The organism is Aeromonas sp. R7-4 (assembly GCF_040908055.1).
Lineage (GTDB): Bacteria > Pseudomonadota > Gammaproteobacteria > Enterobacterales > Aeromonadaceae > Aeromonas > Aeromonas sanarellii.
Map to the genome: position 1 here is coordinate 68,312 of NZ_JBFODA010000004.1, position 23,659 is coordinate 91,970.

The window sequence follows — 23,659 nt, forward strand, 5'->3', positions numbered from 1 at the left end:
ATGAGAGGGCAGGGGAGACCCTGCCACTTTTGCTCTGAGAACCAGTTTACGATCTGTGAGGAGAGGTCGTCAGCAAGGTGAAGAGCAGCACAGGAACCGGAGTGTGTAAGTACACATGAGGATTCCGAGCAGCACATGAGGCTTGATCACGGCCTCGCAGTAAGACCGTAAATGGGTTCTAAATGACGGACACAAAAAAGCCAGCGTGATGCTGGCTTTTTTCATGACACGCGCGGCGAAGCGGTTATTCGTCGTGCTTGCAGTCACCGTTGGCGCAGTGGCCATACAGGTAGAGGCTGTGGTTGGTCAGGCGGATGTTGTGCGCCTTGGCGATGTCGCGCTGACGCTGTTCGATCACCTCGTCGGAGAACTCGATCACCTTGCCGCAGTCCAGGCAGACCAGGTGGTCGTGATGCTCCTGAGTCGCCAGCTCGAACACCGACTTGCCCCCTTCGAAGTGGTGACGGGTGACGATACCGGCATCATCAAACTGGTTGAGAACGCGATAGACGGTGGCGAGACCAATCTCCTCACCCTGATCGATCAGCCGTTTGTACAGATCTTCCGCACTGGTGTGCTGGCAGTCCGGCTGTTGCAGGATTTCCAGGATCTTGACGCGGGGCAAGGTGATCTTGAGCCCGGCCTTTTTTAACGCTTGGTTGTTGTCTGCCATATTCTATTTATTCGCATTCTCGAAGGTGTGGTTATTCTGATTGACTGCCGCTGGAATGGCAACCACGAACTCGCTTGGCCTGTCATTATAGGTCGTAGCCAAGTTAAAAATAAACCCAGCAATTCAATGGGTTTAGTACATTTACCCCACTGGAAGATTAATCCGGCCCGCTTGCTCCACGAGAGAATGTTGATACTATGTGATCTCTTCATAGTCTGGTCGGATGAGATCCATGGATTGGCTTTTTGGCAACGCGGCCTGGGTGCGCTGTGCCCTCAACGCCTGGCCCCCGTTCTGGGGCGCCGGCATCAAGATAGAGACATTGAGTTCCGATTTTCGCTTCTGCCGGGTGACCCTCAAGTCCCGCTGGTGGAACAAGAATGCCAACCGCACCCAGTTCGGTGGCAGCATGTTCGCCATGACGGATCCCATCTATCCGCTGATGCTGATGGGTCATTTCAAGAACCGCTATTACGTCTGGGACAAGGCGGGCAGCATCAACTTCATCAAGCCTGGCAAGGGCAAGCTGGTGGCCGAGTTCACCCTGACCGACGGCAAGCTGGCGTCGATCGTGGCGGCGACCGAGGGGGGAGACAAGCACTTCCCCGAGTTCGAGGTGCTGGTGCAGGACAGCCAGGGCGAGCTGGTGGCCCAGGTGAAGCGCACCCTCTATGTCAGATCCAAGCCCCAGCACAGGGGCGGCTGAGTGCGGAAGACAGATGCAACAAGGGCCCCGTCGGGGCCCTTGTTGCATGGAAAGGGGAGGGAGATCACTCCAGCTCGCTCAGGCACATCTCTTCGTGCAGTTGCTTGCACCAGCCCTTGACGCGCTCTGCGGTCAGCTCCGGCTGGCGATCCTCGTCGATGCCCAGACCCACGAAGTGCTTGTCATCCACCAGGGCCTTGGAGGCTTCGAACTCGTAACCGGCGGTCGGCCAGTGACCTATGATGATGGCGCCCTTGGCTTCGACGATGTCACGCAGGGTGCCCATGGCGTCGAGGAAGTACTCGGCATAGTCTTCCTGATCGCCGCATCCGAAGATGGCGACCAGCTTGTTGGTGAAGTCGATCTCTTCGAGCTCGGGGAAGAAGTCGTCCCAATCGGCCTGGGCCTCGCCGTAGTACCAAGTCGGGATACCGAACATCAGCAGATCGAAGCTGTCGATGTCGGCCTTGCTGCTCTTGGCAATGTCACGGACTTCAATCAGTTGCTTGCCCAGTTCTTTCTGGATCATCTTGGCGACAGCTTCGGTATTACCGGTATCGCTGCCGAAAAACAGACCTACACTAGCCATAGTGTTTAGTTACCCGTATCTGGTGTTGATGCTTAACGGTTCAGATTGCGATGCCTGCTGCACGAGCAGACTCGATCTGTTGCTTCAGGATAGATTGGATCAGCTCGGCTCGGCTGACGTTCTGTTGCAGCGCAAGTTGGTTCAGGCGCTCCAGCAACTCGGCTTCCACCTTCAACTCGACCCGCTTCAGCCCGTTCTCCCGATCGCGCTTGAGCTGGTTGCGCTTGTTGATCTTGAGCTGGGTCTCACGGGGGAGTGGGTTGGTCTTTGGCCTGCCGGGGCGCTTCTCAGTTGCGAACAGATCCAGTGTTGTTCGATCAGTTTGCTGTTTGGCCATACATCACAGATGAAAAGTAGTTAGCCGATCCCTGAGCCTTCCCAGCCCATTTCGATCAGCCCCTTGGCGACAAAACCCGCGCAACCCAGAAACAGCACCAGCCAGACGACGAAGCGGCCAAAACGGGGCACGTTGCCGCGTTTGAGCACATCCTGAATGGCCAGGCCAATCAGCAGGAAGATGGCCACGAAGAACAGCTTCAGGCCCAGACTCTCGATGAGATCGATGTGTTCACTCAGCATGGATTGCGCGCACTCCTTAAGACGGGCGCACTATATCACAAAGGATTTGAAACTGTTAACCGCCTGTCGACAGGAAATCCACAACCAGTTTGTTGAACAAAACCGGCTTTTCCGCGTGCAGCCAGTGGCCGGTTCCGGCGATCACCCGCACCCTGGCCGCCGGGAACTGGGCCAGGGCCGTCTCGCTGTATGGGGGCAACATGTAGTCCGACTCTCCTCCCTTGATGAAGAGCGTCGGCCCCTCGAAACGGCGCTCGTCATCTGGCCAGCCCATGATGTTGGCGTAGTTGCGCTCGAGGGCCGGCACGTTGAAACGCCACCCCCACCCTGACTCCCCTTTGGCGAAGGATTTGAGCAGGAACTGGCGCACCCCGGCGATCTCGATGTGCTCCGCCAGCATGGCTTCCGCCTCGCTGCGGCTTTGGGGAGCGTGCTCGAGCGTGGCGTTGAGCCCGGCGAAGACGTTCTTGTGGCGGGCGTGGGGATAGGCCACGGGGGCGATGTCGGCCACCACCAGCTGGCTGACCCGTTCCGGTGCCTGCTTGGCGAGCTGCATGGCGGCCTTGCCCCCCATGGAGTGACCCACCAGGGCCACCCGATCGAGCCCAAGGTGGTCCAGCAGGGCGAGGACATCCGCCGCCTGGGCCGGGTAGCTCATCTCGTCCGAGTGAAAGGAGGCGCCGTGATTGCGCAGATCGACGCTGATGACCCTGTATTGCTCGCCGAGCGGGCGCGCCAGCAGGCCGAGGTTGTCCAGGCTGCCGAACAGGCCGTGGATCAGCACGACGGGGGCCCCCTGGCCCTGCTCCTTGAAATTCAATAATGAGTTTTGTTGCAAAATGACACCTTGTCGGTCGTGGGCTGTGTCGCCAGGTTTTTTAACACACTGAAAGAAAAGGATTTCATTCCTGATGGGGCATTTTTTTGTGGTTTTTTTCCAAAAAAAGCGCCCCGGGATCGGCTATCAGTGCGGGGGATCACACACTTGGCCCGCCATTATGCCGTATTCTCGGGGAGATTCATGCACATCTGCCAGCCCCTCCCTTGGGCTGCCGGGTCTGCCTATGTATAATCGCCGCATCCGAATTTCGACGAGTCCAGCGCATCCCTATGAAAACCATCGAGCTTGATGACGATCTCTACCTCTTTATCGCGAGCCAGACCCGGCACATCGGCGAGAGTGCGTCCGATATCCTGCGCCGTCTGCTGGAGCAACCCGGTCAGCTGACCCCGGTCGCCCCTGTCGCGGCACCGACCCAGTCTCAGCCCCAGCCGGTGGCCGATGCGCTGGGGCTGGAGGCCCTGCTGGATTCCGGCGAGCTGCAGAAGGAAGAGAAGTCCATCAACCGCTTCATGCTGGTATTGAGCACCCTGTACCGGGACAACCCGGAGGGCTTCACTCAGGCGACCGAGATCAAGGGGCGCAAGCGCGTCTATTTCTCCCGGGATCCCGAGGCGCTGCGTGCCAGTGGCAGCACCACCAAGCCCAAGCCGGTGCCGGATACCCCGTTCTGGGTGATCACCAATACCAACACCAGTCGCAAGCAGAACATGGTGGCCCAGCTGATGACCAGCATGGGTTATGACGAGGATCTGACGGCTCGGGTGTGCGGCGCCGTTTAACGCATCAACGACTCAAGGCCTTGCCGGGCAAGGCTCAGCTCAAGGAAAACGCCATGGCACAGCATTCCCACGCCGGTCAGCCGGCTCGTCTCTGCGATTTGACCAACATCCCCCGTCTGGTCAGCGCCTACTACCTCAACAAGCCGGACATGAGCCGCCCCGAACAGCGGGTTGCCTTCGGCACCTCGGGCCACCGTGGCAGCGCCCTGCACAGCGCCTTTACCGAGTCCCATATCCTGGCGGTGACCCAGGCCCTGGTGGAGTATCGCCAGCAGGCCGGCATCACGGGCCCGCTGTTCGTCGGCATGGATACCCACGCCCTCTCTGAATCCGCCTTTGCCAGCGCGGTGGAAGTGCTGGCGGCCAACGGCGTCGAGACCCGCATCCAGGCCGGTCTTGGCTTCACGCCGACCCCGGTCATCTCCCACGCCATCCTGCGCCACAACGCAGGCAAACCCGCTGCCCTGGCGGACGGCGTGGTGATCACCCCGTCCCACAACCCGCCGGAAGATGGCGGCTTCAAGTACAATCCCCCCCACGGCGGCCCCGCCGAGGGCGAGATCACCAAGTGGGTGGAAGACCGCGCCAACGCGATTCTGGAAGCGAACCTGGTCGGTGTGAAGCGCATGCCGTTCGCCGAGGCCCTGGCCAGCGAGTTTGTGGTGGAACACGACTATGTCACCCCCTATGTGGACGATCTCGAAAACGTGCTGGACCTGGCCGCCATCAAGCAGGCCGGCATCAAGATCGGGGTGGATCCGCTGGGCGGCTCCGGCGTCGCCTACTGGGACGTCATCGCCAAGCGTTACGGCCTCGACATCGAGGTGGTCAACTACAAGGTCGACCCGACCTTCTCCTTCATGACCCTGGACAAGGACGGCAAGATCCGGATGGATTGCTCCAGCCCGTTCGCCATGGCGAGCCTGATTGCGCTCAAGGACAAGTTTGACATCGCGCTCGGCAATGACCCCGACTACGACCGTCACGGCATCGTCACCAAGGCGGGGCTGATGAACCCGAACCACTACCTAGCGGTGGCCATCCAGTACCTGTTCACCCACCGCACCGGTTGGGCGAAGAAGGCCGCCGTCGGCAAGACGCTGGTCTCTTCCTCCATGATCGACCGGGTCGCTGGCGAGATCGGCCGCACCCTCAAGGAGGTGCCGGTCGGCTTCAAGTGGTTCGTGGATGGCCTCCATAGCGGCGAGTTCGGCTTTGGCGGCGAGGAGAGCGCGGGCGCCTCCTTCCTGCGCAAGGATGGCACCGTCTGGACCACAGACAAGGATGGCTTCATCCTGGCGCTGCTGGCGGCCGAGATCCTGGCCGTCACCGGCAAGGATCCCCAGGCTCACTACGACGCCCTGGAGGCCAAGTTCGGCCGCTCCAGCTACCGTCGCATCGACGCCCCGGCCAACAGTGCACAGAAGACGGTGCTCTCCAAGCTGGATCAGGCGCTGGTGGAGGCCTCCATGCTGGCGGGTGACCCCATCACCGCCAAGCTGACCCGCGCCCCCGGCAACGATGCCGCCATCGGCGGTTTGAAGGTCGTGACCGAGCACGGCTGGTTCGCGGCGCGCCCGTCCGGCACCGAGTCCATCTACAAGATCTACATGGAGAGCTTCAAGGGGGAGGCACACCTGGACCTCATCCAGCAGGAGGCCCAGCAGATCGTCTCCGCCGCCCTGGCAAAAGCCGGCGTCTGAGCCCGCGCCAGCCTGACGTCGTCATCAGGAAAAGAGGAGCCGTATCGGCTCCTCTTTGCTTTTCTGTCGGTCGACCGATCAGCCGTTTCCCGGGTGTTCGGGGCAAGCCTTGCGGGCCTGCCAGCGCTTGAAGAAGGGGCGGGCCGGCAGCTTCATCAGGAAGAGGGAGAGCAGGATCACCCCGATGCCGAGCCACTGGCGGCCGTCCAGCGCCTCGCCCACCAGCAGCACGCCGAGGGAGACCGCCACCATGGGGTTGGTGAGGGCCAGCATGCCCATCACCTCGGGACCGTGGCGCTTGAGCCCCCACAGCCAGGCCCAGTAGGCGAGCGCGGTGTTGAGCAGGATGAGCCAGCCAAAGGCGGGGGCACTCGCCAGTTGCGGCACAGGCATGGGGCCCGCCAACCACCAGGCGAGCGGGATCAGCATCAGGCCGCCCAGCAGCAGTTGCCAGGCGGTGAGCGCCAGCAGATCGCTGACCGGCCAGCGCTGCATCCAGCGGCTGGACTGGCCGATGAGCACGGTGGCCAGCAGGGCGCACGCCACGCCGACGGGGTCCAGGTTGGCGGAGGGGTTGAGCAGCAGGAGCACCCCGGCGAGCCCCATCAGCCCCAGCAGCAGCCATTTCAGGGACGGCCTGACGCCATCCTGCAACCAGGCCAGCGCCATCAAGACCAGCGGCAGGGTGGCGCCCAGGGTGCCCGCCACGGCGCCCGGCAGGCGGAAGGCGGCCACGAACAGCAGGGCGAAGAAGGCGGTGATGTTGCAAAACGCCAGCAGGCACTGGCGATTCCAGGTCAGCGGCGGCCAGCGGGGATGGATCAACAGCAGCAGCACGCCGGCGGGCAGGGCTCGCCACACGGCCACCCAGTAGGGGGAGTAGTCGGTCAGGTAGAGACTGACGACGGCATAGGTGCTGCCCCACAGCAGGGGGGCGAGCAGGGCGATCAGCAGCGGCATGGTTGTCTCACAAACAAGTATCTTTAAGTAAAGATAAATTAGCCGCGAGTTGGTTTATTATCAAGTATCTTTCTATAAAGATAAAAAGGGAGCCCGAATGGACAGTGATCACGTTGACCTGCTGCTGGCCCAGTGGGCGCGGCAGCGCCCGGATCTCGACTGCTCGCCCATGGGGGTGCTGGGACGGGTGGCGCGCATGGCGGCCATCGCCGGGCGCGAGGTGAGCGAGGAGCTCAAGGAGTGCGGCCTGCTCGGCTCGGATTTCGATATCCTGGCGACCCTGCGCCGGGCCGGTGAGCCCCTGACCCCGACCGCCCTCTACCAATCCGCCATGCTGAGCTCGGGGGCCATGACGGCCCGGCTCGACAAGCTGGAGCAGCGCGGCCTGATCACTCGTCAGGCGGCCCCAGATGACAGGCGCAGCCTGCTGGTCAACCTGACCGACGCGGGCCTGGCCCTGGTGGACGAGGCGGTGGAGCGGCACCTGGCCAATGAGCGCCGCCTGCTGGCCCCGCTGACGGGGGAGGAGCAGGCGCAGCTGGCGGCCCTGCTCAAGCGCTGGCTGCTGGAAAACGAATAGCAAAACGGGCCCGCGGGCCCGTTTTTGTTGGCTGTATGCCTGGCTCAGTAACCGCCGCGGGCATCCCTGACGGCAAGGCCGAGCTGCCACACCGCCATGGCGTAGTGGGTGCTGTGGTTGTAGCGGGTGATGGCGTAGAAGTTCGGCAGGCCGTACCAGTACTGGTAGCCCGTGCCCACGTCCAGGCGCAGCAGGCTCGCCTCCTTGTGGTTGCCAAGGGAGGCGATGGGGGCCAGTCCGGCACCGCGCAGGGTGGTGACCGGATAGCGGGTCTGGAAGCCGTGCTCATAGCCCGGCAGTTGCCCCTGACCGCGCACCGCCACCGGTTGCCCCTTCTCCCAGCCGTGGGCCTTGAAGTAGTTGGCCACGCTGCCGATGGCATCCACCGGATCCCACAGATTGGTGTGGCCGTTGCCGTCGAAGTCCACCGCGTAGCGCTGGAAGCTGGAGGGCATGAACTGGCCGTAGCCCATGGCGCCGGCGTAGGAGCCCTTGGGTTCGGTGGGATCCATCCCCTCGTCCCGGGTCATCACCAGGAAGGCCTCCAGTTCGCTGGTGAAGAACTCGGCGCGGCGCGGGTAGTCAAAGGCCAGGGTCGCCAGGGCATCCAGGATGCGGGTCTTGCCCATCACCCGGCCCCAGCGGGTCTCCACCCCTATGATGCCGACGATGATCTCGGGCGGCACGCCGTAGATCTGCTGCGCCCGGTTGAGCTCGCCCTCGTACTCGCGCCAGAAGCTGACGCCGTTTTGCACGTTGTCCGGGGTGATGAACTTGGCGCGGTAGCGGTTCCAGGCGCCGGTGGGCCCGGTGGGGGGCGTGCGGGTGGGCGCCTGGGCATCCATCAGCCGGATGATCCAGTCATAGCGCTCGGCCTGGGCCAGCAGCTGGTGCAGCTCGGCGCCGTTGAAACCGTGCTTGTCGACCATGCGCTGCACGAACCTGTCTACGTTGCTGCGGTTGGAAAAATCCCCCTTGCTGACGCCAAGACCGCCCCCGCTCTGGTAGACCGGCTTGGCGGGAGGCGCCTGGTTGATGAAGGCGCTGTTGGGCTGGGGTTTGACCACGGGCTTGGGCGCCGGCGTGCTGCTGCAGCCATAGAGCAGGGGAAACAGGGAGAGGACACAGACAAGGCGACGCATAGGGTTCTCGTGAGCCTGAAAAAGAGTGCCGTCATGGTAAAACATTGACGTCCATGCGCAAGTGTTCCGTACCGGGCCGGCTCCCCGCGACACCCGTCAGCGCAGGGTGTGATAACCGCTCCAGACCCGGGTCAGGGTGGTGATGGCGCAGAGCAGGGCGAAGCCGTAGGCCAGGGGAACGAAGGCGGCAGGCCAGAGGCACATCAGCACGAAGAGCGCTATGGTCTCGCTCCCTTCGGTGAGGCCGCCCAGATAATAGAGGGACTTGTGGTGGTAGACGGGGCTCTCTATGCCCCGCTTGCCTGCCATGACGGCAAACGCCAGAAAGCTCGAGCCCGTGCCCATGAAGGCGAACAGCAGGGTGGCGGCGGGCAGCGCGTTGGCGGGGTCGGCGAGGGCGAAGCCCAGCACCACGGCGGCATAGAAAATGAAGTCGAGGGTGATGTCGAGGAAGCCGCCGCAGTCGGTGATCCCGGTTTCTCGCGCCACGGCGCCGTCCAGCCCGTCCAGCAGCCGGTTGCAGAGGATGGTGGCGAGCGCCCAGCCATGAGCCCCCAGGGCCAGCAGCGGCAGCGCCAGCATGCCGATGGCAAAGCCGGCGAGGCTTATCTGGTTGGCGCTGATCCCGGCCCGGCACAGGGGCCGCGCTAGGGTGGCGAGGGGGCGGCGGACAAGGGGGATCAGGTGGCGGTCAAACAAGGTCGCTCTCCTCTTCGTCGGTGGCGGGTGGGATCAGATGCAGTATGGCGCCCGGCGCATCCTCCTCGTCGTGGGTCACCAGAATGGCGGGGATGCCCAGCGCCTTTATGCGGGCGAACACCAGGGTGCGAAACGCCGAGCGCAGCGGCTTGTCGAGGCGCGAGAAGGGCTCGTCCAGCAGCAGGGCGTGGGGCTCGGCGAGCAGGGCCCGCAGCAGGCCGACCCGCGCCTTCTGGCCGCCGGAGAGCTGGTCTGGACGCTTGTCCCCCTGACTCGCCAGGCCCACCTCGGTCAAGGCCGCCAGCGCCTTCGCCCTTCTGGCCGCCGCACCCCTGACGCTGGCCGGCATGCCGAACATCAGGTTCTCGGCCACCGTCAGGTGGGCAAACAGCAGATCATCCTGGAACAGGATGCCGATCTGCCGTTCCTGGGGGGGCAGGGAGGTGAGCCGGCGCCCATCCAGACGAAGCTCTCCCTCCAGCCGGAACCGGCCTCTTCCCCTCACGCCGGGCAGTACCCCGGCCAGGGCCGCCAGCAATGAGCTCTTGCCGCAGCCGCTCGGGCCCATCAGGGTCAGCACTTCGCCTGGGGCCACCGCCAGGGGGGGCAGCGTCAGCAGGGGGCGCTCGTCCAGAGAGAGGCAAAGCGGGGTGGTGTGGAGCATGTTCAGGGCCTCAAGGCGGGGTTGATGCGGCGCGGCAGCCAGAGTACCAGACCGTAGATGAAAAGCGGCAGCAGCAGTTGCAGCAAGCCGTAGAGCCCCGCCAGCCGCCGGTTGAGGCCGCTGCCGATGGCCACCGCCTCCGTGGTGATGGTGACCACCCTGCCCGCGCCAAACAGCAGGGTGGGCAGGTATTGGGCCAGGCTCACCGCGGCGCCGACGCCGAAGGCGAACAGCAGGGGGCGGGCCAGCAGGGGACCCTTCACCCGCCACCAGGCTCGCCAGGGGCCGGTGCCCAGGCTGAGGGCCACCCTGGTGAGGCGATCGTCGAACTGGCGATAGGGGCCGTGCAGGCAGAGATAGACGTAGGGAAACACGAACACCAGTTGGCTCCAGAGCACCCAGCCCGGGCCTATGCCGCTGAGCCCGAGGCCGTCTATCTGCAGGCGCAGCCCGAACAGCAGGCTGGCCTGGGGCAGCAGCAGGGGCAGGCAGACGAGCCAGAGGGACCAGGAGGCTCCCCGGGGGCCGCGCCCCGGCTGCGCCTCCAGGCAGAGCACCGCCAGCAGGAGCGACAGGGCGGCGCAGAGCAGGGCCAGCCACAGGCTCTGCCACAGCAGGGGTCCCAGGGTGGGCAGCAGCGCCAGCCAGTGGCGGTCGCTCCATTCGCTCGGCCAGAGGGCGGGGAAGGACCAGCGCCTGGCCAGGGACCAGAGCAGCAGGGAGGCGAGCACCAGCAGGTTGATGGCGAGCAGGGCCCAGACCCCGGCCCGGATGAAGCGCTCTGGCCAGGGGGAGGGCACGGCGCGCTTGCCGTCCAGCCAGCGGACCTTGCCGAGGTTCACGTGACCCCACTCCAGCAGCCGCAGGGCGGCAAGCAGCAGCAGGTTGAGCGCGAGCAGCAGCAGGGCGCCGCTGCTGCTCGCGCCGCGCCAGCGCAGATCCGCGTCCTGATACCAGAGCCAGAGGCGCACCGCCAGGGGGGGCGGGGCATCGGGGCCCAGCAGCAGGGCGAGATCCACCACCGCCAGGCCATAGGCGGCGACCGCATAGAGGGGCAGGCGCAGGGCGGGCCAGAGCGCCGGCAGCAGCAGGCGCCACCACAACTGGGGCCCGCTGAACCCGAGGCTCTCCCCCAGCCACTGCTGGCGCGCCACCCTGGCGGGATCCTGCGCCGCCAGGGCCATCAGCAGCAGGAACGGCGTCTCCTTGAGGATGAGGGCCACAATGAGGCCGAGCCCCCAGGGATCTCTCAGGGTCTGCCAGTCCGGCGGCAGGTCGCCGACGCCGAGCAGGGGAGCGAAGAGGCGCAGCAGCCAGCCGGAGGGGGCGAGCAGAAAGGCAAAGCCGATGGCGAAGGCGACGTGGGGCAGGGCCAGCAGGGGGGAGAGCAGACGGTGCAGCCTGCGCATCCAGGGGCGCCCGCTGCCCAGGGCGAGCAGCAGGGCGGTGAACGCCAGGGCCCCCAGGGTGGAGGCCCCCGCCACCCAGAGGCTAAGGCCCGCGGAGCGCCAGAGCCCCGGCTGGGCGAGCAGCAGGCCGAGATTGGCCGAAGCGATGCCCTCCCGCGCCAGCAGCAGCAGGCCGCCGGCGAGCGGTGCGCCCAGCAGGCAGGCGCACGTCAGCAGGACGAGGAGGCGTGCCTTGGCCTGCATGGATCAGTGGCCGTAGCGCTCGGCCCAGGCCGCTTCCAGCCTGAGCTGCCAGCTGGGGTGGGGCTCGGGCTTGGCCTTGAAGCGCAGGGCTGGCCGGCTCGCCCCCGGCAGGGCCTCCTGGCGCAGCACGCTGGGATCGCCCCAGAAGGCGGGATCGGCCTTGCGGGCCTGGGCCGCCGGGCTCAGCAGGAAGTTGGCCGCCACCTTGGCCCCGGCCTGGGCGCTGGCATTGAAGGGAATGGCGAGGAAATGGCTGTTGGTGAGCGCCCCCTTGCTCATGGCCACCGCCCTCACCGAGGGGGGCAGGGTGCCGTTCTGCACCGCGCTTTGGGCCTCTCCCGGATTGAAGCTGATGGCCATGGCGAGCTCGCCGTCGTCCAGCAGCTGTCTGGTCTCGGCGGCGCCGGTGGGAAACAGCTTGCCCTTGCGCCAGAGTGCGGGGTGCAGTTGTTCCAGCCAGGCCCAGAGCGGGGCTGTCACCTTGGCAAACTCGGCATCGGTGGCCTCCCGATAGAGGGGGGCGGGATCCGGGGTCAGTTCCAGCAGGATCTGCTTGAGGAAGCTGGAGCCGTGAAACTGGGGCGGCTTGGGATAGGTGAAGCGGCCGGGGTGTGCCTGAACCCAGGCGAGCAGGGCCGCTGCGGAGGCGGGCGGGGTCTCGACCTGGTCGCCGTCCACCATGAGGTTGAGCTGGCCTATGCCCCAGGGGGCCTCCAGCCCTTCCACCGGCACGGTGAAGTCCTCGCTCACCGGCAGGGTGCCGTCCACCAGCGCCATGTTCGGCAGCTCCCGGGTAAAGGGCGCGCCGAGCAGCCCCTGCTCCTTGAGCGCCTTGAAGTTCTCGCCGTTGACCCAGAGCAGGTCGATGGGGCCGCCGTCTCGCTTGCCGGCCTGTTTGGCGGCCAGCAGCTGGCTGACGCTCTGGGCGATGTCATCCACCTTCACCTGCACCAGCCTGACCCCGTACTGCCGCTCGAGCTCCTGCCCCGCCCACACCAGGTAGGCGTTGATCTCCGGGCTGCCGCCCCAGGCGTTGAAATAGACGGTCTGGCCCTTCGCCTCGGCGAGGGTCTGCTGCCACGGCGTCTCGGCGGCGTGGGGCTGGGCCGCCAGCAGCAGGGGAGCGGCGGCGAGCAGGGAACGGAGCAGGGCGCGAAGCCGGGTCTTGATCATGGTGTTCATCTCGTGAAGGGTCAGGCGCCACGGCGCCAACCGTGGTAACGGGCCAGCAGCGCCAGCAGGCGTCCGGGCTGGCGGGCGCGGCGCCAGGCGCCGGCCACGTACTTGTTCCCCTCCGTCAGGGTGGGATAGGGGTGGACGGTGGCGAGGATCTTGCCAAGGCCGAGCCGGTGGCGCATGGCGAGCACGAACTCGGCGATCCGCTCGCCGGCGTGAGCGCCCACCAGGGTCGCTCCCAGGATCTGATCCTTGCCGGGGGCGGTGAGCACCTCGATAAAGCCGCCGGTCTCCCCGTCGGCGATGGCGCGATCCAGCTCGGCCATCTCGAAGCGGGTCACCTCGAAGGGGATGCCCCGGGCCCCGGCCTCTCTCTGGTTGAGGCCGACCCGGGCGATTTCCGGGCTGGTGTAGATGGCGGCCGGGATCACCCGGTAGTCCGCGCGAAAGCGCTTGAAGGGGCCGAAGAGCGCGTTGACGGCGGCATACCAGCCCTGGTGGGCGGCGAAGTGGGTGAGCTGGTAGGGGCCCGCGACGTCCCCCACCGCCAGTATGCTGGGGTAGTTGGTGGCGAGGAAGCCGTCGACCTTGAGGGTACCGCGCGGGGCGAGTTCCACCCCCAGCTCCTCGAGGCCGAAGCCGCTCACGTTGGCCACCCGGCCCAGCGCCAGCAGCAGCTGATCCCCCTCGATGGCCCGGGCCTCGTCGCCCCGGCGCAGGTGCAGCCGGATGGGCAGGCCTTCCTCCACCGGCCTGGCATCGACCCGCTCGGCGCGCCAGCCGGTGAGCACTTGTACGCCGTCGCGGGCAAGCTGCGCCGCCAGCGCCTCGGCCACGTCGCGCTCCTCCCGGGGCAGCAGCTGATCGGCCAGCTCCACCAGGGTGACCGGGATGCCGAGCAGGGCCAGGCTCTGGGCCAGTTCGCAGCCGATAGGGCCGCCGCCGAGCACCAGCAGGTGGCGGGGGGGCTCGCGCAGCTGCCAGAGGGTGTCGGAGGTGAGGTAGGGCACGTCACCGAGCCCCGGCAGCTCGGGCACCAGGGGCCTTGCGCCGGTGGCGATCACCAGGTGGCGGCTCGACAGGCGCCTGCCGTTCACCTCCACCTCCCAGGGGGAGACGAGGCGGGCCCGCCCCTGGATACACTCCACCCCCAGGGCCTGATAGCGCTCGATGGAGTCGTGGGGCGCAACCTCCCTGATCACCGCAGCCACTCGCTCCATCACGACGGCGAAGTCGGCGCGGGAAGTGCCCTGGCTGAATCCGAGCTCCCCGGCCCTGCGCTGCTCGGCCGCGAAGCGGGCGCTTCGGATCAGCGCCTTGGAGGGGACGCAGCCGGTGTTGAGGCAATCCCCCCCCATCCTGTGCTGCTCGATGAGCGCCACCCTGGCCTTCATCGCCGCGGCAAGATAGCTGGTGACCAGCCCCCCGGCCCCGGCGCCGATCACCAGGAGGTTGTAGTCAAAGCGCGCGGGTTTGCGATAGGGGGCGTGCAGGCGGCGCAGGGCGAGACGGCGCTGCAGCCAGCGCATCAGCCAGGGCATCAGGCCGAGCAGGGTCAGGGCCGCCACCAGCCCGGGGGAGAGGATGTTGCCGGTGCTGGTGAGGGTGGCGAGCTCGCTGCCCGCCAGCACGTAGACGAAGGTGCCCGGCAGCATGCCGAGCTGGCTGACCCAGTAGTAAGTGCTGACCCGGATGGGGGTGAGCCCCATCACCAGGTTGACCAGGAAGAAGGGGAAGAGGGGGATGAGGCGCAGGCTCAGCAGGTAGAAGGCGCCATCTTTCGCCATGCCGGCCTGAACGCTGGCGAGCTTGTCGCCAAAGCGCCCGGCTACCCAGTCCCGCAGCAGGAAGCGGGCGCTGAGAAAGGCCAGGGTGGCCCCCAGGGTGCTGGCAAAGGAGACCAGCAAGAGTCCCCACGGGATGCCGAAGACGGCGCTGCCCGCCAGGGTCAGCAGGCTGGCACCGGGCAGGGAGAGGGCGGTGGTGATCACGTAGATCAGCATGAAGGCGAGGGCTGCCGCGGCGAAGTGCGCCTGCACCCAGGCCGAGACCTGGGCCTGCCGCGCCTGCAGTTGGGCGAGGCTTAAGTAACCGTCGAGATCCAGGGCGAAGAAGGCGCCGACAAGGGTGCCCATCACCAGCAGCAGAAGGAGGCGTGCCCTGGTCATTGGCGATCCCGTTTGGCGGGGCGCTCGGGCTGCACCGGCAGCTGGCAGAACCCCTGGGGCGGGATGTCGAGGGCGGCGTTGAACTTGGCGGACATGTTCTGGAAGGCGATGAGGCCGGTGAGCTCCACCAGGGCGTCGTCATCGAACCAGGGCTTGAGGCGGGCGACCTGCTCGTCACTCACCCCGTCGAGGCCGGTCATGGCCTCGGCGTAATCGAGCACGGCCCGCTCCCGCTCGTCGAACAGGGGGCTGGTGCGCCACTGGGCGAGCGCCTCCACCTTGTCGCTCGACCCCGCCCGCTGGATCAGGGTCATGGCGTTGATGTCGACGCAGAAGCGGCACCAGTTGAGCTGGGAGACCCGCACCGTCACCAGGGAGCGCAGCACGGGATCGACGGGGGAGCGCCTGCGGTTGATGACACCGTAGAGGGTGGCGACGGCGGCGAACAGGCGCGGAGAGCGGCCCCAGCACTTGCCGGGGATCAGCACCTGGCCGTAGTTGCGTTGCTGCAGCCAGAAGAAGGGGCGGATGAACCAGGCGTAGGCTCGATCCGGTTTGACCTCAATGCGCATGTTGTTCCTCGTCGAGTTTCTGCCTCTTGGGCTTGTAGGCGCCCCCCAGCCGTTCGTTCAGCCGGTTCAGGAAGTCCAGGATCCGCGCCCGGTTGACCCCCAGATCGCTGCGCCCCTGGCGGGAGGCGGAGCGCATGTCGATCCGGGTCTCTTTCGGCCCGGCGAAGACCCGCAGCGCCACGTCATCCTGAAAGCCGAACCAGCCGGTGGTGACGACCGCCTCGAGGCCATTCGGGCTCGGGTGCACCCGCCAGCCCAGCTCCGTCATCAGCTCGTCCGCTTCGGCGAGCACCTCGGCGGGGGAGGCGTAGGTATAGAGAGGACCGGGGTTGCCGGGAAATACTTGCAGGGGCGGGGTGGTGACGGGGAGATCCTCTGTCGTTCTCAACTGCTCGGCCCACTGGAGGCGGGGAGGATGATGGGGATCCGTGCTGACGTCGTTGGTGAGCGGCGAGCGCAGCGCCTGGACGAGGAACAGCAGGGGCAGCACCAGGGGGGCTATGCCCCAGATGTCGGGCCACAGGGTGGGGGCGTTGCGATAGCGCCAGGGCAGGCGCAGCAGGAGCCAGAGGCCGATCAGGGCGCTCACGATGCAGAGGGCGAAACCGAGCCACCAGGGCCAGAGGTGGGCGCGGCTGCCGAGGGCGCCCCCCAGGGGCAGCAGCCAGGCCAGCAGGGGCCACCACAAAGAGCTGTGCATAAGACGGATCCACTGGTCAGGATGGAACTATGCCCAGAAGGATAAACTTAATTGCCTGATAACGTTAGTAAATTATCGTTGCGTCTTTGGGTTGCAGGGGCCGGGAACCTGGGGCCGACCCCGGGCAGCAGCCCTCAGCTGCGATAGAGCACCTTGATGAGATGGAAGCCGAACTTGGTGCGCACCGGCCCCAGCACGGTCAGCAGCTCCCCCTTGAATACGGCATCGTCGAAGGCCTTGACCATGTCCCCCTTGGAGAACTCCCCCAGGTCGCCGCCGCGCTTGCCGGAGGGGCAGGTGGAGAAGCGCCTGGCCATCTGGCCGAAGTCGGCGCCCTTGGCGAGCTTCTCCTTGATCTCGAGGCACTGTTTCTCGGTCTTGACCAGGATGTGCTGGGCACAGGCTTTTTTCATCGGGGCGCTCCTCGGTGGCGGTAAAGGGGCGCAAGATTACTCCAATTGCGCCCCTGCGTCAGCCCCTTGAGGGCGCAGCCTGATTGGTCAGCCCCTTGCGGGGGTAGCCTGATGGCGCGTCCTCCTGGCCGTCGGCAGATGGCTGGCAGGCTCAGCCGCGGGGATGGGTTGCCAGGCGGCCCCTGGGGCGTGACTGCCAGAGGATCTCCAGCCCCAGCAGGGCGTAGAGGCACCAGATGGCTAGGGGATTGAGCCAGTCGCCGCCCAGCTGCAGTGTCAGCAGGGCGCCGCCGACCAGCAGCAGCACGATCCCGGGCAGGCGCCAGTGGGCCGGCAGCGGGGCCAGCAGGGCCATGCCCAGCAGCAGGGCGAGGCCGAAGGGCAGGTTGAGGGCGGTGAAGGCCAGGGCCTGCTGGCCGTTCATCCCGGTCAGCAGGGCCAGCAAGGCGCTGCAGCAGGCCAGGAAGGTGATGAATTCGAGCCGGTCGGCGATGTAGTCAGCCAGTTGTTCGCTGCGTAAGGTCATGGAAGCTCTCCTGCGATGAATGGAGTCAGTGTGAGGCAGGCGGGAGATCAGTGGCAGCGGGATAAATCGATTGAATTGAACGAAGCTTTAGTGCTTCCTATCAAGTTATTGATTTAAACTTATTTTCTGGTGCAATCGCCGGCAGGAAGGCGGCGGAGCCAGACGATGACGTCAAGTCGGCCGGGTCGTCCCCCCTCGCAAAGTCCGGTGTGATTCGACAGGAACTGTCGCTCGGAGGGAGGCGGCGTACAGGAGACGGCACTGAGTGCGGGCAGGCGGCGGACGTTTGAAGAGACGGTTTTTTGTACGACCCTCGCCGAGAGAGTGCGCAGTCTGGTCGCTCTGGCAGGGAGGCGAGCCCGATGGCCGTCGTTCGGGTCGCGGCCCGGGGGCGGGCATCATGGTCAGGACTGGGCCCGATCGGGGGATCTCGCGACGGGGATTGTGCTAGGATGGGCGGCATTTGGCCGGGGTGAGTCCCGGTATCGTTCTGAATAGAACAACTTTTCAATCATGTTATTCGGGGAAATTGACGTTTGACAGGATGCTATCCTACTTTTCCAGCCGGGAGCACTTCATCCGGGCGATCCCGTCGCCCCGGGCCCGGCACCTTGCTGCTGCTCCTCGCCCTCTGGTTGCTGGCCACCCCCGCCATGGCGGCCAAGCTGACCTATCAGATCAAGGGGGTCAAGGGGGAGCAGAAGGATAACGTCGAGGCCTATCTCAATGCCCTGCCGGTCTACCAGGAGCGCCAGTACCGCCCCGCCCGCGCCAAGATCACCGAGAGCGTGCAGAAGGCCCTGCAGGTCTACGGCTACTACCAGCCGAAGATCACCCTCACCCGCGACAAGAAATCCCCGGCCAGGGTCGTCATCGAGATCGAGCGGGGAGAGCCCGTGATCATCTCGCGCCTCGACATCCTGCTGGAGGGGGATGCGGGCAGCGACGAGGTCTACAGCGAGCTGCTGGACAAGCTGCCCCTGAAGGAGGGGGATCCCCTCAACCACGGCAAGTACGAATCCATCAAGGCGGATCTCGGCAGCCTGGGGCTGGCGCGGGGCTACTTCGACGCCAAGATCAGCAAGAGCCAGGTCAAGGTCTTCCCGGATCAGGGCAAGGCGGAGATCTACATCCTGTTTCGCTCCGGCCCCCGCTATCACTTCGGCGAAATCCGCTACGACGCGACGCCGGAGGCGCTGCGCCTCATCCGGCCGCTCATCAACATCCAGACTGGCGACCCCTATCTGGCGATCCGGCTGGCCGAGATGTCCCAGGACGTCTCCTCCACCAAGCTGTTCAAGCAGGTGGACATCAAGCCCCTGATCAGCCAGGCCGAGGACAACCGGGTGCCGGTGCAGGTGACCCTCTCCAACCGGGTCGACCACGAGATAGAGACGGGTATCGGCTATGCCACCGACGTGGGGCCGCGCCTGAGCGCCACCTGGGAGAAGCCCTGGGTCAACCGCTACGGTCACAGCCTCTCCAGCACCGCCAAGATCTCGGCCCCTGAGGCGGAGCTGAGCTTCGACTACCAGATCCCGGTCGGCAACCCGCTGCGGGACTACTACTCCCTGCAGGCCGGCTACCAGTACACCGACAACAACGACACCCGTTCCGATCTGGCCACCTTCGGCGTGCACCGCTGGAAGCGGCGACCCGATAGCTGGGACAGGGATGTCTTCGTGCGGCTGGAGAACGAGCGCTATGTGCAGGGCAACGACGAGGGGAACAGCCTGCTGCTGATCCCCGGGGTCTCCTGGTCGCGGCTGCGGGTGCGCGGCGGCCTGGTGCCGGACTGGGGGGATCGCCAGCAGCTGACGATGGAATTCTCCAGTCCCTACTGGGGCTCCGACATCAACTTCATGCGGGTGTGGGGACGCAGCAAGTGGCTGCGCACCCTGGGGGAGGATCACCGCTTCCTGATGCGGGTCGAGCAGGGGGCCATCGTCGGGGATGACTTCTCCTTGGTGCCCCCCTCCCTGCGTTTCTTCACCGGCGGCGATCAGACCATCCGCGGCTACGGCTATGAGACCGTCTCGCCGAGGGACGAGGAGGGCAAGCTCACCGGGGGCCGTTACACCAGCGTGGGCAGCCTGGAATACAACTACCGCTTCAGCGACAAGTGGCTCGGCGCCCTGTTCGTGGATGGCGGTACCGCCACCGTCGACTACAGCGAGGCCTGGAAGATAGGCACCGGGGTCGGGGTGCGCTGGGTGACCCCCATCGGTCAGGTCAGGCTGGACTTGGCGGTGGGCATCTCCGAAGAAGACAAGCCGCTGCGGCTGCATTTCGCGCTGGGGCCAGAGCTATGATCCGGTCTGAACGCCTTCGTCCTCTTCGCTCTCTTTTCTGGCCGCTGCGGCTGCTCTCCTTGCAGGGGTCTGCATCGTGATCTGGGTAAAACGCATCTTCCTGTGGCTCATGGGCCTCTTCTTCCTGCTGCTCATCGGCGTCAGCCTGCTGGGCTTCACCCACCAAGGCAACAAGTGGCTGTGGCAGCAGGCCAGGAGCGCGCTGCCCTCCCTCAAGGGGGAGCTGGTGGCGGGTCAGCTCGGCTATGGCTGGACCCTGGAAGGGGTCGGCTGGCAGGACGAGCTGGTGGATGTCACCGTGGAGCGGGCGGTGCTGGACTGGGATCTCGGCAAGCTCTTGCAGGGCAAGCTCTGGATCAAGTCTCTCGCGGTCACCCGTCCCGTGGTCCGGGTGGCCGAATCCGAACCTGTGCCGGAAGCGCCGTCGGAGCCCTTCGTCTGGCACCCGCTGCCGCTCAAGATCCAGGTGGACAGCCTCAGGGTGGCCGGCCTCGATCTGGCCGTGCCCGGCGTGGCGGTGACCCTCAAGGATCTGGAGATTGGCGCCACCCTGGATCGCAAGGGGCTCATGGTGCGCGGTCCCGTGCTCGATAGCCTCGACATCGTGCTGGCGGATGCCCCCAAGGAGGCCGGCAGCAAGCCCCCCGCCGACAAGGGGAAGAAGCCCGCCAAGCAGGGGCAGGGCAAGGGCGAACCGCAGAAGGCGAAGGAGGTGGCGGCCAAGGCGTCCGAGGGGCGCCAGGCTGACAAGGGCGGCAAGGGCAAGGCCGCGAACAAGCCCGAGCCCATAGTGCTGCCCGAGATCCGCCTGCCTTTCCCCATCCAGCTGGAAGGCCTGAACGCCACCAGGTTGCGCTACCAGCAGGGGGAGCTCGTCGAGGGGCTCGACACTCTGCTGCTGTCGGCCAAGGCCCAGGATGAGCGCATCGACGTGCGGGAGCTCTCCCTGCGCCACGCCATGGCGGATCTGGCCTTGAGCGGCCATGTGCGCCTGGTCGAGGATTATCCCCTCGCCCTGACTCTGGATGCCAAGGCCCGCAAGGGGCTGCTGGAGAACCAGCTCAAGGGGGAGCAGGCTAACCTGACTCTGGCGGGGTCCGTGGGCAAGCTGGGGCTGGCGCTCAAGGCCAAGGGGCCGGTCACCGCCAATCTCAAGGGATCGCTCTCGGCCCTCGAGCCGGATCTGCCGTTTGATCTGGCGCTGGAGTGGAAGAGCCTCGCCTGGCCGCTGCACAAGCCTGCCAAGGATGAACCCAGCTACCGGCTGGACAAGGGCACCCTGAGCGCCAAGGGCAAGCTCTCCGGCTACCAGTTTGTGCTGAAGACCGCCGGCAAGGGCACCGATGTGCCGCCCTTCAAGGTGGCCCTGTCGGGCAAGGGGGATCTCGGCCAGCTCAGCAGCATCGAGCTGCTGCTGGGTGCCCTCAAGGGGGAGCTCAGGCTCGACGGCAAGCTGGCCTGGAACAAGGGGGTGCAGTGGCAGGGCACCACGGACTTCAAGGGGATCAACCCGGCCGAGCTGGTGCCGGAGATCAAGGGGACGCTGGCGGGCAGGATTGCGAGCCGCTTCGAGCTGGACGAGGCGGGCCACTGGCAGCTGGCGCTGCCGGAGCTCAAGGTTGACGGCAAGCTCAACCAGTATCCTCTGGCGCTCAAGGGAGCCCTCAGCGGCAACGACAAGATGGAGTGGACCATCCCGGCCCTGGCGCTGCAAAGCGGCCCCAACCAGTTGCAGGCGAAGGGCTCCCTCACGACCCAGGCCTGGAAGCTGGATGCGCAGATCGACGCCCCCAAGCTAGGCGGCATCTATCCCGGCCTTGGCGGCGATCTCAAGGGACAGGTGCGCGTCACCGGCAGCCAGCAGGCGCCAAGGGTGAACGTGGATCTGGCGTCGAGCCGCCTCTCCTATGCGGGGACAGTGCTCAAGGAGACGGCCATCCGGGGCAATGCCCTGGTGGGGGACAAGCCTGCGGGCGAACTGGGCGTGACGGTGGCGAGCCTGGCGCAGGGGGCGACCGCGCTCTCCCAGATCGCCCTGAACCTGAGCGGCGATCTCAATCGACACGATCTGACCCTGACCATGAAGGGGGAGCCGGTGGCCGCCGATCTGCGCCTGAATGGCAGTCTGCGCGGGGATCGCTGGCGTGGCGCCCTCTCAGAGCTTAGGCTGAAGACCCCCCTCAAGCGCTGGTCCCTGACCGCCCCCTGGGCGCTGGACCTGGATCTGCCGAGCCAGCAGCTGACCATGGGGGATCTCTGCCTGGGGTCCCAGAAGGCCAGCCTCTGCGTCAAGGGCAGCCGCATCTCCCCGGCCCAGGGCAGCCTGGAGTTTGCCCTGAGCCAGTTCGATCTCAAGCGGCTGCGCCCCTGGCTGCCGGACAACTTCCGCTGGCAGGCGGTGCTGTCGGCGGACGGGCGCGCCAGCTGGCGCGGCAGCCAGCCGACCCTGCACGCCACGGTGCGCACCACGCCGGGCACCTTCGTCGCCGACGAGCTCAAGACCGACTACCAGCGCCTGGAGCTGGGGGTGGACTTCGAGCGCCAGCAGGCCGCCATCCGGGTCGACTTCGCGTCCCAACAGATCGGCAATATCGACACCGATCTGCTGATCAGGGAGCCCGCCGGTCGCGGTCAGCTGTCGGGCCAGCTCAGGTTTGACGATCTCAAGCTGACCACCTTCGCCCCCCTCATCCCCGAGGTGCGCTCCCTGCAGGGGATCATCTCGGCGGATGCCCGTTTCGACGGCACCCTGGCCGCGCCCCTGCTGTACGGCGAGCTGGATCTGCGGGAAGGGGAGGTGCAAACCCACTCCGACATGGTGACCCTCTCCAGGCTGGTGACCCGCCTCAAGATCGATGGCAACCGCGCCGAACTCGACGGCTCCATGCTGGTGGGCAAGGGGCCCCTGGCGCTGGGAGGCTGGCTGAGCTGGGCCCGGCAGCCCGTCACCGGCAGTCTTACCATCCAGGGCAAGGATCTGGAGGCCCAGTATCCGGGCATGGGCCGGGTGCGGGTGACACCGGATATCGCCATCTCCCTGGGTGAGGAGACCCGGGTCACCGGCCAGGTGGACATCCCCTGGTCGCGGATCCTGGTCAAGACCCTGCCCGAGAGCGCGGTGGCGGTGTCCGATGACGTGACCGTCATCTACGACGATCTGCCTCCCGTGCCCAAGGCGGCGCCGCTGCCCATGGAGATCAGGCTCGCCGTACGGCTCGGGGACGATGTCCGGCTGGAGGCCATGGGGCTCAAGACCAAGGTGACGGGGGCGCTCAACATTCGCCAGGATCCGTCCAAACCCTTGGCGGGCAATGGACAGCTGGAGCTGAAAGACGGGCGCTTCAAGGCCTATGGCCAGAACCTCATCATCAAGGAGGGGCGTATCCTCTTCTCCGGCCCCATCGATCAGCCCTATCTCAACATCGAGACCTACCGGGATCCCGATACCATAGAGGACAACGTCACCGTCGGGGTGCGGGTGACCGGGCCGGCCGCCAAGCCGAAGATCACCGTCTATTCCGAGCCGCAGATGGCGCAGTCCGAGCAGCTCTCCTACCTGCTGCGCGGCAAGGGGCTGCAGACCAGCGGCGAGGATGGCGGCTTCAATGGCCTGCTGGTGGCGGGGGCCGTGAGCCAGGCGAGTGGCGTGGTCTCCAGCATAGGGGAGTCCCTCGGCATGAGCGACGTGGCCCTCGACACCGCCGGCAGCGGAGACGATACCCAGGTCACCCTGTCGGCCTACCTGCTGCCCGGCCTGCAGTTCCAGTACGGGGTCGGGGTGTTCAGCCCCATCGCCGAGTTCAAGCTGCGCTACGAGCTGATGCCCAGGCTCTACCTGCAGGCCATGAGCGGGGTGGCCCAGGCGGTGGACATCTTCTATCGCTTCACCCTGTGAGGACGCGGGATGCGAAGACGGGAGGCCAGGGGCCTCCCGTTTTTTATTGCCCGGGGAGGGAGACGCGGTCGGGAGCGGGGAGCCGGAAAAGCGAAAACCCGGCGCGAGGCCGGGTTTTCTGGAAGAGTGGTGGAGGGAGAAGGATTCGAACCTTCGAAGGCAGAGCCGTCAGATTTACAGTCTGATCCCTTTGGCCGCTCGGGAACCCCTCCACGGGGCATTGCCTGATGGTGCGCACTTGAATGGTGGAGGGAGAAGGATTCGAACCTTCGAAGGCAGAGCCGTCAGATTTACAGTCTGATCCCTTTGGCCGCTCGGGAACCCCTC

22 protein-coding genes and 1 tRNA gene are annotated in these 23,659 nt (G+C 66.0%); 6 read left to right on the top strand and 17 right to left on the bottom strand.

Translation table 11 applies throughout. From position 1 onward, the window contains the following. Positions 1–244: 244 nt before the first annotated feature. Complete coding sequence (fur, locus tag AB5Y72_RS00670) at positions 245–673, bottom strand: ferric iron uptake transcriptional regulator (protein WP_042077333.1); 429 nt, start codon at positions 671–673, stop codon at positions 245–247. A 232-nt stretch (positions 674–905) separates the two neighbouring features. Here fur and AB5Y72_RS00675 point away from each other — a divergent pair, with 232 nt between their 5' ends. Further along, positions 906–1,379 (top strand): DUF4442 domain-containing protein, encoded by a 474-nt coding sequence (locus AB5Y72_RS00675; protein WP_042077334.1) that lies wholly within the window; start codon positions 906–908, stop codon positions 1,377–1,379. Positions 1,380–1,443: 64 nt separating this feature from the next. On the opposite strand, the gene fldA is transcribed toward AB5Y72_RS00675, so the two are convergent. Genes fldA through AB5Y72_RS00695 form a run of 4 tightly spaced genes read right to left on the bottom strand, consistent with a single transcriptional unit; the run spans position 1,444 to position 3,367 of the window. Next, on the bottom strand, positions 1,444–1,968 hold the full coding sequence (gene fldA / locus AB5Y72_RS00680) for a flavodoxin FldA (protein ID WP_042077336.1): 525 nt from the start codon (positions 1,966–1,968) through the stop codon (positions 1,444–1,446). A gap of 40 nt (positions 1,969–2,008) precedes the next feature. Then, positions 2,009–2,305: a LexA regulated protein gene (gene ybfE, locus AB5Y72_RS00685; RefSeq protein WP_325782481.1), complete on the bottom strand. Its 297-nt coding sequence runs from the start codon at positions 2,303–2,305 to the stop codon at positions 2,009–2,011. Positions 2,306–2,325: 20 nt separating this feature from the next. Further along, positions 2,326–2,547 carry a DUF2788 domain-containing protein gene (locus AB5Y72_RS00690; RefSeq protein WP_042077338.1) on the bottom strand — a complete coding sequence of 74 codons (222 nt, stop codon included), beginning with the start codon at positions 2,545–2,547 and terminating at the stop codon, positions 2,326–2,328. Positions 2,548–2,602: 55 nt separating this feature from the next. Further along, positions 2,603–3,367, bottom strand: a complete 765-nt coding sequence (locus AB5Y72_RS00695; RefSeq protein ID WP_368198422.1) for an alpha/beta fold hydrolase — start codon at positions 3,365–3,367, stop codon at positions 2,603–2,605. Between the two features lie 290 nt (positions 3,368–3,657). Here AB5Y72_RS00695 and seqA point away from each other — a divergent pair, with 290 nt between their 5' ends. After that, a complete protein-coding gene (gene seqA / locus AB5Y72_RS00700) occupies positions 3,658–4,170 on the top strand; it encodes a replication initiation negative regulator SeqA (protein WP_201996801.1) in 513 nt (170 codons plus the stop codon). Between the two features lie 53 nt (positions 4,171–4,223). Then, on the top strand, positions 4,224–5,873 hold the full coding sequence (gene pgm, locus AB5Y72_RS00705) for a phosphoglucomutase (alpha-D-glucose-1,6-bisphosphate-dependent) (protein WP_368198419.1): 1,650 nt from the start codon (positions 4,224–4,226) through the stop codon (positions 5,871–5,873). A 78-nt stretch (positions 5,874–5,951) separates the two neighbouring features. Here pgm and AB5Y72_RS00710 read toward each other — a convergent pair whose 3' ends face one another. Next, on the bottom strand, positions 5,952–6,833 hold the full coding sequence (locus AB5Y72_RS00710) for a DMT family transporter (RefSeq protein ID WP_042077344.1): 882 nt from the start codon (positions 6,831–6,833) through the stop codon (positions 5,952–5,954). A gap of 97 nt (positions 6,834–6,930) precedes the next feature. Between AB5Y72_RS00710 and AB5Y72_RS00715 the strand changes: the two genes are divergently transcribed. Continuing rightward, positions 6,931–7,413, top strand: coding sequence for a MarR family winged helix-turn-helix transcriptional regulator (locus AB5Y72_RS00715; protein ID WP_042077345.1), 483 nt, complete (start codon positions 6,931–6,933; stop codon positions 7,411–7,413). 44 nt (positions 7,414–7,457) lie between these two features. Here the strand turns inward: AB5Y72_RS00715 and mltB are convergent, their stop codons facing one another. The 10 genes from mltB to AB5Y72_RS00765 form a co-directional block, all read right to left on the bottom strand. Further along, positions 7,458–8,555 (bottom strand): lytic murein transglycosylase B, encoded by a 1,098-nt coding sequence (gene mltB, locus AB5Y72_RS00720; protein WP_325782479.1) that lies wholly within the window; start codon positions 8,553–8,555, stop codon positions 7,458–7,460. Between the two features lie 96 nt (positions 8,556–8,651). After that, a complete protein-coding gene (locus tag AB5Y72_RS00725; protein ID WP_325782478.1) occupies positions 8,652–9,254 on the bottom strand; it encodes a CDP-alcohol phosphatidyltransferase family protein in 603 nt (200 codons plus the stop codon). Then, positions 9,247–9,918: an ATP-binding cassette domain-containing protein gene (locus AB5Y72_RS00730; RefSeq protein ID WP_325782477.1), complete on the bottom strand. Its 672-nt coding sequence runs from the start codon at positions 9,916–9,918 to the stop codon at positions 9,247–9,249. Before AB5Y72_RS00730 ends, AB5Y72_RS00725 begins: the two co-directional genes overlap by 8 nt. Before the next feature lie 2 nt (positions 9,919–9,920). Then, entirely contained in the window at positions 9,921–11,570 is a 1,650-nt protein-coding gene (locus tag AB5Y72_RS00735; protein WP_325782476.1) for an ABC transporter permease, read from the bottom strand. 3 nt (positions 11,571–11,573) lie between these two features. Continuing rightward, entirely contained in the window at positions 11,574–12,743 is a 1,170-nt protein-coding gene (locus AB5Y72_RS00740; RefSeq protein ID WP_325782558.1) for an ABC transporter substrate-binding protein, read from the bottom strand. A 20-nt stretch (positions 12,744–12,763) separates the two neighbouring features. Next, positions 12,764–14,914, bottom strand: coding sequence for an FAD-dependent oxidoreductase (locus tag AB5Y72_RS00745; RefSeq protein ID WP_325782475.1), 2,151 nt, complete (start codon positions 14,912–14,914; stop codon positions 12,764–12,766). After that, a complete protein-coding gene (locus AB5Y72_RS00750) occupies positions 14,911–15,486 on the bottom strand; it encodes a carboxymuconolactone decarboxylase family protein (RefSeq protein ID WP_209793544.1) in 576 nt (191 codons plus the stop codon). The genes AB5Y72_RS00745 and AB5Y72_RS00750 overlap by 4 nt, the downstream gene beginning before the upstream one ends. After that, entirely contained in the window at positions 15,476–16,186 is a 711-nt protein-coding gene (locus tag AB5Y72_RS00755) for a DUF1499 domain-containing protein (protein ID WP_325782474.1), read from the bottom strand. Before AB5Y72_RS00755 ends, AB5Y72_RS00750 begins: the two co-directional genes overlap by 11 nt. Before the next feature lie 134 nt (positions 16,187–16,320). Continuing rightward, positions 16,321–16,599 carry a peptidylprolyl isomerase gene (locus AB5Y72_RS00760; RefSeq protein WP_209793545.1) on the bottom strand — a complete coding sequence of 93 codons (279 nt, stop codon included), beginning with the start codon at positions 16,597–16,599 and terminating at the stop codon, positions 16,321–16,323. 151 nt (positions 16,600–16,750) lie between these two features. Further along, positions 16,751–17,125, bottom strand: a complete 375-nt coding sequence (locus tag AB5Y72_RS00765) for a hypothetical protein (protein ID WP_219143922.1) — start codon at positions 17,123–17,125, stop codon at positions 16,751–16,753. Positions 17,126–17,661: 536 nt separating this feature from the next. Between AB5Y72_RS00765 and AB5Y72_RS00770 the strand changes: the two genes are divergently transcribed. Both AB5Y72_RS00770 and AB5Y72_RS00775 read left to right on the top strand, forming a co-directional pair. Then, a complete protein-coding gene (locus AB5Y72_RS00770; protein WP_368198420.1) occupies positions 17,662–19,437 on the top strand; it encodes an autotransporter assembly complex family protein in 1,776 nt (591 codons plus the stop codon). Between the two features lie 76 nt (positions 19,438–19,513). Further along, the gene (locus AB5Y72_RS00775; RefSeq protein ID WP_325782472.1) at positions 19,514–23,332 is read left to right on the top strand and encodes a translocation/assembly module TamB domain-containing protein; all 3,819 of its coding nucleotides are present in this window, start codon (positions 19,514–19,516) and stop codon (positions 23,330–23,332) included. 127 nt (positions 23,333–23,459) lie between these two features. On the opposite strand, the gene AB5Y72_RS00780 is transcribed toward AB5Y72_RS00775, so the two are convergent. Beyond that, positions 23,460–23,544 (bottom strand) — tRNA-Tyr (locus AB5Y72_RS00780). Positions 23,545–23,659: the final 115 nt, after the last annotated feature.